The sequence below is a fragment of the Streptomyces rectiviolaceus genome (assembly GCF_039533825.1).
GTDB lineage: Bacteria > Actinomycetota > Actinomycetes > Streptomycetales > Streptomycetaceae > Streptomyces > Streptomyces rectiviolaceus.
Genome location: NZ_BAAAUG010000159.1, coordinates 1 through 12,259 on the forward strand (window position 1 = coordinate 1; position 12,259 = coordinate 12,259).

Annotated in this window: 5 protein-coding genes; all 5 read right to left on the bottom strand. The window is 71.0% G+C overall.

Going from position 1 to position 12,259, the window contains the following annotated elements; genetic code table 11:
• Positions 1–261: acyltransferase family protein (locus ABD378_RS36075; protein WP_344528181.1), on the bottom strand; the 261-nt coding region annotated here is incomplete at its 3' end.
• Positions 261–1,550 carry an MFS transporter gene (locus ABD378_RS36080; protein WP_344528182.1) on the bottom strand — a complete coding sequence of 430 codons (1,290 nt, stop codon included), beginning with the start codon at positions 1,548–1,550 and terminating at the stop codon, positions 261–263. The genes ABD378_RS36075 and ABD378_RS36080, both read right to left, overlap by 1 nt.
• Complete coding sequence (locus ABD378_RS36085) at positions 1,547–1,750, bottom strand: MbtH family protein (protein WP_344528184.1); 204 nt, start codon at positions 1,748–1,750, stop codon at positions 1,547–1,549. The genes ABD378_RS36080 and ABD378_RS36085 overlap by 4 nt, the downstream gene beginning before the upstream one ends.
• 25 nt (positions 1,751–1,775) lie before the next feature.
• The gene (locus ABD378_RS36090; protein ID WP_344528186.1) at positions 1,776–2,966 is read right to left on the bottom strand and encodes a cytochrome P450; all 1,191 of its coding nucleotides are present in this window, start codon (positions 2,964–2,966) and stop codon (positions 1,776–1,778) included.
• Positions 2,967–3,037: 71 nt separating this feature from the next.
• Positions 3,038–12,253 carry an amino acid adenylation domain-containing protein gene (locus ABD378_RS36095; protein ID WP_344528188.1) on the bottom strand — a complete coding sequence of 3,072 codons (9,216 nt, stop codon included), beginning with the start codon at positions 12,251–12,253 and terminating at the stop codon, positions 3,038–3,040.
• Positions 12,254–12,259: the final 6 nt, after the last annotated feature.

Below are 12,259 nucleotides of genomic sequence, written 5' to 3' on the forward strand. Positions count from 1 at the left end.
CAGTGTGTCCTCCGGCCGCGCCGACCAGGCCAGCACGAACCCGCTGAGGATGAAGAAGAAGGACACTCCCACGAAGCCGACCTTGCTCAACGCCTGCGCGTAGCCGTCGGCGAAACCCGGGTCCTCGAACACGCCCAGGACTTCGGGGAGCGACGCATGGAAGAAGAAGACGAGCGCCGCGGCGAAGAACCGCACTCCGGTGAGCGAGGGCAGTTTCTGCCTGGATCTCTGTCCGGACCCGCTGCCATGATGATGCGGCATCATCGCTCCTGTTGGTGAGTGGTCGTCAGGTCGGTTCCGCCGACTGTCGGTCGGGCGGCACTGGGGCCGCCCGCCTCAGGGCCTGGCTCGGTGCGGCGCGCCAGGCCGAGCAGCAGCAACGCGCAGAGGCTGGCCCCCACCGCAACCGCCGTGAGCACCGTGCTCACGGCGAGATGCTCGAACAACACGCCGGCCACGCCGTAGGCGATCGGGCTCGCGACGAAGACCGCGGCGCCGAACACGGGGACCACGTGGGGGCGCAGGTGTTCCGGCGGGCGCAGCATCATCAGCGCGACCGCCGGCGCGGTCACCGCGGGCAGGAACATGCAGCCGGCCGCCACGGTCACCGCCAGCGTGGTGACCGGCTGGTCCCACGGCAGGAACCACAGCACGACCGCCGCGCCCACGCCGCCCGCGGCTGCCAGCCGGACGGGGGTGCACCGGCGGGCGAGCCGGGCGACGACAACGGTGCCCAGTGCCGTGCCGCCGCCCCAGGCCGCCAACAGCCATCCGGCGACGTGTGGGTCGGCGTCGTAGCGGTTCTTGGCCAGCACGGGCAGCGCCAGCATCACGACGGGCATGAGCATGCCGTACCCGAGCGCGGCGAACGCGAGGGTGCGCAGCACCCGGTCCCGGAAGAGGTAGCGCACGCCATCGGCCATGTGGTGCGAGGACGACGGCTCCGAGGCCGGGGTGTGGCGTGGCAACCCGACCAGCAAGGCGGCCGACACCGCGAACGACGCGGCGTCGATCCACAGCACGTTGAGCGCGCCGAACTGTGCGATCAGGAAGCCGGCGACCGCCGGGCCGACCAGGCGCGCCGTGGAGGTCGCCGTCTCGAACAGGGCATTGCCCGCGGTGACGACCCCTTCATCGAGTCCGATGGACTCGGTCAGCAGCATGCGCTGGGCCGACAGATACGCCGACGCGACGCAGCCGATGAGCGCCACGATCACCAGGAGCGCCCAGAACGGCAGCATGTCGGCTACGTACAAGGTGGGTACTGCCGCTGTCAGCAGCGCGCTGGACAGGTCACCTGCGATCGTGACGCGACGGGCGCCCCAGCGGGCGACGAGCAGCCCCGCCGGCATGGCGAGCAGCGGCACCGGCAGGATCTGGATCAGGAACACCAGTCCCATCCGGGCCGGTGAGCCTGTGGTCATGAGGACGAACCACGGCAGCGCGAGCGTGGTCATCTGGGTGCCGATGGAGGAGGTGAACTCCGCGGCGATGACCCTGCGGAACTGCCAACTCCGCAGGGGGGAACGCTCTTCCGCCACGGTGGTCATCCGGCTGTCCGTATCGAGGCCGGCCGCATGTCGCCCCAGTTCGAGTCCACGTAGGCGACGCAGGCGTCCCGCGTGTCCGGCCCGAACACCGGCGACCAGCCACCCGGCGCAGGCAGGTCCCGGGGCCAGAGGCTGTGCTGCTGCTGTTCGTTGACCAGAACGCGGTATGCGGTGTCGGGGGTGTCGAACGGGTTCGTCATCGTGCACTCCTCGTCGTCGGGCCGGTCACCAGGTCACCGGCAGCCGGTGCACGCCGTAGACGGCCATGTCGGAACGCATCGGGATCTCCTGCGGGTCCCCGGCGATGCGCAGGTCGGGGAAGCGCCGCAGCAGGGCGGTGTAGCCGATGCGCAGCTCCAGGCGGGCCAGTTGCTGCCCGAGGCACTGGTGGATGCCGTGGCTGAAGGTGAGGTGGCTGTGGCCGCCTCGGGTGACGTCGAGACGGTCGGGGTCGGTGAACTGGCCCGGGTCGCGGTTCGCGCTGGGAAGATGGATCAGCACCGTCTCCCCCTTGCGCAGCGTCACCCCGTCGATCTCCACGTCCTCGGTCGGGGTGCGCTGTACGCCCACGTGCACGATGGTCAGGAAGCGCAACAGCTCCTCGACCGCGCTCTCGACCAGCGATTCGTCCGCGCGCAGCAGCGCCATCTGGTCAGGGTTGTTCAGCAGTGCGTACGTGCCGAGCGAGAGCATGCTGGCCGTGGTCTCGTGCCCGGCGACCAGGAGCAGCAACGTGGCTCCGATGGACTCCTCCACGGTGATGTCGTCGCCGGACACCAGCACGCTGAGCACGTCGTCGGCCGGTTCGGCCTTTTTGCGCATGAGCAGCTCACCGGTGAGGTCGACGAGGCTCTTCAGCGCGGCTTGTGCCTCCTGCGGGGCGATGTCCAGGCGCAGCAGGTCATCCGAGTCGGCGACGAACCGGTCCCGGTCGGCGACCGGAACCCCGAGGAGTTCGCAGATCACCTGTGAGGACACCGGCACCGCGTAGTCCGCGACCAGATCCGCTGGCGGCCCCTTGCGCAGCATCGCGTCGGAGTAGTGCGCGGTGATCTCCTCGATCCGGGAGGCGAGCTGGCGCATCCGGCGCACGGTGAACTGGCCGGCAAGGCGACGCCGGAACCGGGTGTGGTCCGGCGGGTCCATGTGCTCGAACAGACCGGGTATGTCCGCCTCGAGGTCCGACGGACGGTCGGAGGGGAACGCCAGGTGCTTGTGGGAAGCGGCCGAACTGAACCGTTTGTCGGCCAGGATCTGCCGGCCCTGCTGATATCCGGTGACGAGCCAGCCCTCGTATCCGTCGGGGAAGGTCATCCGGCCGATCGGTCCCTGGGAGCGCAGCACACCGGGTGGGTCCAGGGGCCGCTCCCGGAGCGTGGGCAGCCCGTTGGTGACGACAAGTGTGGTCTCAGTCATGCTCTCTGCATTCCGCCGCGATGGGGCAACGGCTGGTCTGGTGATGGATGAGGCCTGCCGGTCGGCGCCGCTCAGCGGTCGCTGTCCGTGTCGGAGGTTTCGTCCTGCTCGGCGCGCAGCTGCTCGCGCAGTTGCGACACCGTCAACTCGGGGTGATGCGCGACCAGTTCGAGTACGCGCGGCCACTGGCGGACCAGCGCGCCCATGACGGGCGGCGCGATGTAGTCCGGCGAGTACACCCACAGGCCGTGCAGTTCGCCCTCGACGTCGCGGGCCACCAGGTAGAGGTCGAGGTTGTGGGGCTCGATGGCGGTGATCAGCTCGGGGAGCGGTGTCACGTCGCCGACCCGCACGTCCAGTGGTGTCACCTCGAGCCCGGGCAGGGTCAGCGTCTTGGCGGGCACGCCGAGCAGATTGAGCATGACGCGCAGGGGAAGCTGGTTGCCGTCCCCGATGACGCCGTCGTGCACCAGCGCGCGCACCGGCACGTTCTGGTGCGAGTAGGCGTCGAGCTCGCCGTGCAGGACCTGCTGGACCAGCTCGTGGAACGTGGGGTCGTCCGACATGCGCGAACGGTTGAGGATGATGTTGATGAACGGGCCCGCCATCGACTCGGTCTCCGGTCGTTCGCGGCCGGCCAGTGGGTGGCTCACCGCGATGTCCGTCGCGCCCGAGTAGCTGTGCAGCAGCACGTGGAACGCCGACATCAGCATCATGAACAGGGTCACGCCCTCGCTGCGGGCGGCCTCCTTCACCGCCGCCATGACATCGGCGCCGACCACGACACTGTGGCTGAACCCCTCGATGAAGTCGTCGAGTTGGTGGTGCGGTGCTGCGAAGTCCAGCGTGCGCGCCGCCCCGTCCAGCTCGGTGCGCCAGTGCTCGACGTGTTCGTCGAGTGCGCCGCTGGCCAGCAGTCCCTGCTCCCATGCCGCGTAGTCCAGGTGCTGGACCATGACCTCGGGCAGTTGCGGCGGGCGTCCTGCCGCGTGGGCCTCGTACAGCTTGGCGAGCTCGTCGAAGACCACGAGGAAACCCCAGTGGTCCACCAGGATGTGGTGGGCGACGAGGACCAGCGCGTGTTCCTGGTCGGCCAGTCGCACGAGCAGACCACGCACGAGGTTGCCGTCCTCGATGCGGAACGTCTTCTTGGTCTCCTCGGTGAGCAGGGCATGCAGTTGCTCGCGCTGTGCCTGCCCCTGGTACGCGCGCAGTTCGACGGTGTCGAGCTGCCACTCGGGCCTGCCGTCGGCGAACTGCTGCGTCGCCGAGCCCTGCTGAACGTAGCGGGTGCGCAGAATGTCGTGGCGGCGCACCAGGTCGTCCAGGGCACGGCGCAGGGCGGCGGCATCGAGCTCACCGCGTACACGGAATGCGGTGATGACGGCGTGGTGCGCGTGGTTGGGGCCCACCGGCTGCAGCAGGAACTCCAGCTGTCCGAAGGAGAGACCGGTGCCGTCGCTGCGGTCGGCCTTGGGGATCGGGGCGTTCAGCAGGTCGGCCGCCCCGATGGCCGCGACGGGTGTGTCCTGGTGGCGGGGCAGCTTGACGGTGCCGTTCTCGACGCCCTCCGCGCACCGGGTGAGGGCGCGCAGTGCGTCGAACCAGGCGTCCGCGAGCTCGCGGACCTCGTCCTCGCCGAGCAGCGAAGTGGCCCAGCTCCAGTTGGCCACCAGCTGCGGCCCGTCAGGGCCGTCCTGAGTGACGGCGTTGATCTCCAGCGGGTGGGACAGCGGCCGGGCCCCGGTGGTGCCGGAGCCGGTGTCGTCGCGCAGCGGGAGCCAGGGCCTCTCCTCGTCGGTGACGGGCACCCGGCCGAGGTAGTTGAAGAGCACCTGCGGCGTCGGCAGTGCCGCGAGCAGGGGCGCCGTCCGCGGGTCCAGGTAGCGCAGCAGGCCGAAGCCGAGGCCGTTGCCGGGGATGGCCCGCAGCTGCTCGCCGGTGCGGGCGACCGCGGCCGCGAGCTCGTCGCCCGCGCCGGTGACGTCGTGCCAGGGCAGCGCGGTGGCCTCGAGGCGCACCGGGTGGACGCTGGTGAACCAGCCCACCGTGCGTGACAGGTCGACGCCGTCGACCAGGTGCTCGTGCCGGCCGTGGCTCTCCACGTCCAGGACCACCGGGCCGGCGTCCGAGGCGGCCGAGTCGTCACGGCAGGCCCGCCACCGCCCGACGGCGAGGCCGAAGGCGGTCAGCAGCACGTCCTGGATTCCGCGGCGGAACACGGCGGGCACCTGCGTGACCAGCGGTGCGCAGTCCTCGGCGGACAGGGTCACCGAGAGGCGTCCCTCGGTGCCGGTGACGTCACGCTCCCCGTCCAGTTCTCCGGCGACCAGGGGCTGGGCGCCCTGCAGGATGTCCTGCCACGCCGGGAGTTCCGCGCGGTGCCGGGCGATGGCGGGGCCGGTGGCCACCCGCTCCGCCCAGCCGCGCAGTGACGTCGTCACCGGTGCCAGGACCGGCTCACGGCCGGCGGACACCGCGTCCCAGGCGACGGCGATGTCGGACAGCAGGATCCGCCATGACACACCGTCGACGGCGAAGTGGTGTACGGCGAGCAGCAGTCGGCCCGGGCGTCCCGGTCCGGCGTCGAACCACACCGGCTGCAGCATCGCGCCCGCGGCCGGGTCGAGGCGCCGCTTGGCCGCGGCCGTCTCCTCGGTGATCAGGGCGTGGGTGTCCGCGTTGTCCAGGCCACTGGTGTCCACCCGGCGCAGTACGTCGGCGATGCGCGGCGTGCCTGCTTGTGCCGCGTGCAGCGACCACTGCCCGTCGGGCTCGGTCACCAGCCGTGTGCGCAGGGCGTCGTGCTGGTCGACGACCGCCTGCAGCGTCGTGATCAGCCGGGCCTCGTCGATGCCGACCGGCAGGCCGACGGTCGTGGAGAGGTCGAAGCCGACGGCGCAGCCGCCCAGTTGGCGCTGGCGTTCCAGGATGGGCAGCGGCGCGATGGCGCCGGTGCCGACGTCCGCGACGCTCGCGGCGGCCTCCTCGTCGGCCGCCCGCGCCACCTGCGCGATACCGGCCGCCGTCTGGTGCGTGAACACGTCCCGGACGGTGAACACGAGACCGGCGGTGCGCGACTGTGCGACTAGTTGGGTGGCCTGGATGCTGTCGCCGCCCAGGTCGAAGAATCCGGCCTCGGCGCCGACATCGGGCAGCCCGAGCACGTCGGCGAACACGGTGCACAGGGTCTGCTCGACCGGCGTCCGCGCGGCGCGGGATTCGGCGCCCGCGCCCAGGTCCGGTGCAGGCAGTGCGCGGCGGTCGAGCTTGCCGTTCGTCGTCACCGGGAACGCGTCGAGCACCATCACCGCTACCGGCACCATGTACTGCGGCAGCCGTTCGGCCACGAAGGAGCGCAGCTGGGCGGGTTCAGCGGCGGCTCCGTCGGCGAGCACGACGTAGCCGACGAGGTCTTTGCCGCCCGAGGGCTTGTCGTGGACCAGTACGGCCGCGTCCGCGACGGCCTCATGGGCGCCGAGCGCGTTCTCGATCTCGCCCGGTTCGATGCGGAAGCCGCGGATCTTGACCTGGTCGTCGGTGCGGCCGAGGTACTCGATGGTGCCGTCGGCGCGCCAGCGGACCAGGTCACCAGTCCGGTACATGCGCTCGCCGGCTGCGCCGTAGGGGCAGGCGACGAAGCGCTGAGCGGTCAGGCCGGGCTTGGCGAAGTAGCCGCGGGCCAGGCCCGATCCGGCGAGGTAGAGCTCGCCGGGGACGCCGACCGGCACCGGGCGCAGCCGCTCGTCCAGGACGTAGGCACGGGTGTCGTCCATCGGTGTGCCGATCGGCACGGTGCCGTCGGTCATCTCGCTCATGCTGTGCAGCACGGCGAACGTGGTCGTCTCCGTCGGCCCGTACCCGTTGGTGAGTACGGTCCGGGGCCAGGCGGCCAGTGCCTTGGCGACCACGGGTGGCGACAGCGCCTCGCCGCCGGCCATCACCTCGCGCATGCCTGACAGGGCCGTGGCGTCGTGCTCGACGAGCAGGTTGAAGAGTGCGGCGGTGAAGAACGCCGACGTCACGCCCCGCTCGCGGATGGTGCCGAGCAGCACCTCCGGGTCGAGTTCCCCGGCCGGCGCGACGACGACCTCCGCGCCGGACAGCAGGGGCACCCACAGTTCGTAGGTGGAGGCGTCGAACGCGGTCGGGGCGTGCATCAGTACGCGGGTGTGGTTGCCGTTGCGCCAGGTGTGGTCGGCGGCCAGGCTCGCGACGTTGCGGTGGGTGACCGCCACGCCCTTGGGCCGTCCGGTGGAACCGGAGGTGAACATGATGTAGGCCAGCCGGTCCGGGCCGCCCGGGGGCGTCAGGGTGCCGGGCTCGACCGCGGCGTCGGTGGCGGACAGTTCGGCGCTCACGTCGAGCACTCGCACGCCGTCGACGGCGGGGTGTCCAAGCGCGTCTCCGTCCACGAGGAGTACGTCCGCTCCCGCGTCCTCCATGATCAGCCGCATACGCGACTCGGGGTAGCGGGGATCCAGCGGCACGTACACACCACCGGCCTTGAGCACGGCCAGGATGGCCACAGGTACCCGCACCGACCGTTCCATCAGCAGGCACACCGCGTCCTCGGCACCGTCGGCACCCACCCCCAGCGCACGCAGCCGTGCGGCGAGCCGGTCCGCGGTCCGGGAGAGCTCGCGGTAGGTCAGCCGCTCGTCGCCGCAGCTGATCGCGACGGCGTCAGGGGTGCGGGCGGCCTGGGCCTCGAAGAGCTCGGGCAGACCGGCGGTCGGCTCCTTCCCGCCCGTTCCGTTCCACTCCTCGAGCACGCGGTGCCGCTCGGCCGGGGTGAGCAGATCGACGCCGCCGACCGGCTGGTCCGGGTCGCTGATCATCGCGAGGACCACCTGCCGCAGCCTGCCGAGCATGGTGCGCACCGTCTCCGGGTCGAAGACGTCGGCGTTGTACTCGAAGCCGCCGTCGATCCCGCCCGCGGCGCCGTCGCTCGTGAGGCGCTCGTGCAGCAGGAGGACCAGATCCATGCGTGCCGTGCCGGTGCTCTTCACCAGCGGCGACGCCTCGATGCCGGGCAGGTCCAGTGTCTCGTCGGCCACGCTCTGCCAGGACAGCATGACTTGGACCAGCGGGTGGTGGGACATGGTCCGGGACGGCCGCAGGCTGTCCACCAGGGACTCGAACGGGATGTCCTGGTGCGCGAGCGCGTCCAGGGTGCGTTCCCGCACCGCGGCGAGCAGTTGCCGGAAGGTCTGCTGGTGCGAGATCTGCGTACGCAGGACCAGGGTGTTGGCGAAGAAGCCGATCAGGTTCTCGGTGGCCTGGTCGTCGCGGCCCGCGTTCGCCACACCGATGGGGATGTCCCGGCCCGCGCCGAGGCGGTTGAGCAGCACCGCAAGGGCCGCGTCGAGGACCATGAACATACTGACGTCGCAGCCGCGGGCCAGCCGGGCGAGTCCTTCGTGCAGGTCCGCGTCCCACTGGAAGGTGATCGTGTCCCCGTCGTGGGACGCCTCGGCCGGGTGCGGGCGGTCCACCGGCAGGGCGATCCGTTCCGGAAGACCGTCCAACGCGCCGCGCCAGTAGTCGAGTTGCCGCGACCATGCGCTCTCGGGGTCGTCCGGCTCACCGAGATACTGCCGCTGCCACAGGGCGTAGTCGGCGTACTGCACCGGCAGCGGTGCCCACTGGGGGGCATGGCCGGCACGGCGCGCCCGGTAGGCGACGGCCAGGTCGTGCCGCAGGGGCGCGAGCGACCAGCCGTCCGCGGCGATGTGGTGCACGACGACGGCCAGGACATGCGCGTCGGGACCGACCGCGAAAAGCTCCGCGTGCAGCGGGATCTCCCGGGTCAGGTCGAAGGAGTGGCGGACCGCGTTCGCCACCGCGTCGTCCAGGCCGGCTTCGGTGACCTCGGTGACCGCGAGTCCGGGGCGTGCCTGCCCCGGTTCGAGAATGTGCTGGCTCGCCGGTCCGCCGGTGTCCGGGAAGACGGTGCGCAGCGCCTCGTGACGGGCGACGACATCGGCGAGGGCGGCCCGCAGGCAGCCCACGTCCAGTGCCCCGGTCAGGCTCAGCACCATGGGAAGGTTGTACGTGGGCGAGGGGCCTTCGATCTGGTGCAGGAACCACAGCCGTCGCTGGGCGAACGACAGCGGCAGCGGGTCGGGCCGGGTGACCCGGCTCAGCGCGGGCCGCGCATCGCCGCTGCCCTGACGCACGAGCTCAGCCAGTTCGGCCACGCTCTGCTTCTCGAACAGGGCGCGTACCGGCAGCTCCACACCGAGGGTGGAGCGGATCCGTGCCACCAGCCGGGTGGCCAGCAGCGAGTGCCCGCCGAGGGCGAAGAAGCCGTCGTCGATGCCCACCGTGGGCACCGCGAGCACCTCGGCGAACAGGTCGCACAGGGCCTCTTCCTCGGCGTCACGAGGCGCGACGTAGGCCGCCGCCGTACGGGTCTCCTGCCCGTCGGGCGCGGGCAGCGCGCCGCGGTCGGTCTTGCCGCTGGGGGTCAGCGGCAGCGCGTCGAGGAACACGAACGCGGACGGGACCATGTAGTCGGGCAGCTTCTCCGCCAGTGCCGAGCGCAGTCGGCGGCGCAGCTCGTCGTCGGCTCCGGCGACCGCAGCGGGCACAGCGGGCACCGAGGGCACCGCGGGCACCGCGTAGGCCACCAGACGCTGATCCCCCGGCTGATCCTCGCGGACCACGACGACGGTGTCCTTCACCTGGTCCTGGCGCATGAGCACCGATTCGATCTCGCCGAGCTCGATCCGGTAGCCACGCAGCTTGACCTGGTGGTCGAGCCTGCCGAGGTAGTCGATGGTGCCGTCAACCCGGCGCCGTACCAGGTCGCCGGTGCGGTACAGGCGGTCGGCGACATCGGACGCGAAGGGGTTGCGGACGAACTGTTGCGCCGTCAGTTCCGGACGGTTGATGTAGCCGCGGGCGAGACCGCTGCCGCCGATGCACAGTTCGCCGGGGACGCCTGAGGGCACCGGGCGCCCCTCGGGATCGAGGATGTGCACCTCGGTGTTGGCTATGGGCCGGCCGATGGTGATCGTCTCGTCCACGATCCGGGTGCCCAGTGAGTAGATGGTGGTCTCGCTGGGGCCGTACATGTTCCACAGCTCCACGCCGCTGTCCAGCAGGCGCCGCGCCACATCGGGGGGCAGCGCCTCGCCGCATATCAGCCCGCGCAGTCCCGGGCGGCCCGGCCATCCGGCATCGAGCAGCATCCGCCACGTGGAGGGGGTGGCCTGCATCATCGTGGCGCCGGTGGCGGCCATCTCCTCGGCAAGCAGCTTGCCGTCGGTGGCCACCTCTCGCGTGGCGAGCACCACGCGAGCGCCTTCGACGAGCGGGAGCAGCAGCTCCAGGGTGGCGATGTCGAACGACAGGGTGGTGACCGCGATCAGGCTGTCGTCGGCGTCGATGCCCGGCCACTGCTTCATCGCCCAGAAGAGGTTGCGCAGGGCCCGGTGGGGCAGTTGGACCCCCTTGGGGCGGCCGGTCGAGCCCGATGTGTAGATGACATAGGCCAGGTCCGCGCCGTCGACCGGCGCGCCGAGGGGCTCGGCGGACTCGGCGGCGAGCTCATCGCGCAGCTCGTCCACGCACAGCGTCGCGGCCGCGGACTGCGGCAGACCTGGTGCCACCGAGCTCTGAGTGATCAGGACGGGCAGTTCGGCGTCCTCGATCATGAACGCGATGCGGTCCTTGGGCAGCTTGGGGTCGACGGGCACGTACGCGCCGCCGGCCTTCAGCACGGCCAGCACCGCGACGACCATGTCGAGCGAACGTTCCAGGCAGACCCCGACCATCACGTCGCGGGCGACGCCATGGCTCCTGAGCCTGCGGGCCAGCTGGTTGGCGGCAGCGTCGAGTTGGGCGTAGGTGAGTGTCCGGCCCTGGCAGTGGACCGCCTCGGCGTCGGGCCGCAGCACCGCCTGCTGCTCCACGCGCTGGTGGGTGAGCAACTCGTCGGGCCACTCGTTGCGGGTGTCCGCCCGTTCCTGGTGCTGCGCCAGTTGCTCTGTCTCCGTGAGCAGGGCGATGTCCAGGATCGGCTGGTCCGGGTCGCGCAGCACGTTGTCGAGCAGCACCTTCAGGTGGCTGCCCATGCGGTCGACCGTGGCCGCGTCGAAGAGGTCGGTGTTGTACTCGAACCATCCGCCGAGCCTGTCGCCCTGCTCGAACACCTGCAGTTCGAGGTCGAACCGCGCGGTGGAGCTGGCCACGTCCATCAGTTCCAGGCGCAGGCCACCCACGCCGAACTCCGGCACGGGGATGTTCTGGTAGACGAACGACACCTGGAAGAGGGGTGACCTCGACAGGTCCCGCTCCGGGCGCAGTTCCTCCACCAGCCGCTCGAAGGGCAGTTCCTGGTGGGCGAAGGCGCCGAGGGCCGCGCCGCGCACCCGTCCGAGCAACTCGGTGAACGTCGGGTTTCCGGAGGCGTCGTTGCGGATCGCCAGTGTGTTGACGAAGTAGCCGATGAGCTGCTCGACCTGGGACTGGCCGCGGTTGGCCACCGGGACCCCGACGACGACGTCCTCCTGCCTGCTGTACCGGTGCAGCAGGGCGACGTAGGCGGCGAGCAGCGTCATGAACGGGGTGGTTCCCGTGCGCCTGCTCAGGTCCCGCACACCGTCCATCACCGAGGGCGGCAACTGGAACGGCCGCGAACCGCCGGTGGTGCCGAGCACCGCGGGGCGGGGCCGGTCGGTGGGCAGTTCGAGGATGGGTGCGGCGCCGTCGAGGGCCGTCTTCCAGTACTCCAGTTCGGCCGCGAAGCCTGGGCCGGCGAGCTGATCGCGCTGCCACGCCGCGTAGTCGGCGTACTGGACGGTCAGCTTCGGCAGGTCGGCCTCGGTACCGGTCAGGTAGCTCTGGTACAGGGCGACCAGCTCGCCGAACAGCACCGATGTCGACCACAGGTCGGCGACGATGTGGTGCATGGTGAGCAGCAGGACGTGCTCGTCGGGCGCCAGGCGGAGGAACTTCATCCGCATGAGCGGCCCGGTGCCCAGATCGAAGGGGCGGGCGAACTCGCGGCGCGCGAGGTCCTTGACGCCCTCCTCGCCGTCGGTTCCGTGCAGGTGCTCGCACGCCTCGACGGTCATCTCCAGCTCGCCGGTCGGGTGCACGACCTGCACGGGCTCGCCGTCGGCCTCCTCGAAGGTGGTGCGCAGCGACTCGTGCCTGCGGACGATCTCGGCGAGGCTGCGGCGCCAGATCTCCACGTCAAGGGGGCCGTGCATGCGCACGGCCGCCGGGATGTTGTAGGCGGCGCTGCCGGGGTTGAGGCGGTCCAGGAACCACATGCGCTG

What these genes read in the sequence shown, in the direction of transcription:
- ABD378_RS36095 (WP_344528188.1), bottom strand. Translation starts at nt 12,253, where the DNA reads ATGTGGTTCCTGGACCGCCTCAACCCCGGCAGCGCCGCCTACAACATC.
- ABD378_RS36085 (WP_344528184.1), bottom strand. Translation starts at nt 1,750, where the DNA reads ATGACGAACCCGTTCGACACCCCCGACACCGCATACCGCGTTCTGGTC.
- ABD378_RS36090 (WP_344528186.1), bottom strand. Translation starts at nt 2,966, where the DNA reads ATGACTGAGACCACACTTGTCGTCACCAACGGGCTGCCCACGCTCCGG.
- ABD378_RS36080 (WP_344528182.1), bottom strand. Translation starts at nt 1,550, where the DNA reads ATGACCACCGTGGCGGAAGAGCGTTCCCCCCTGCGGAGTTGGCAGTTC.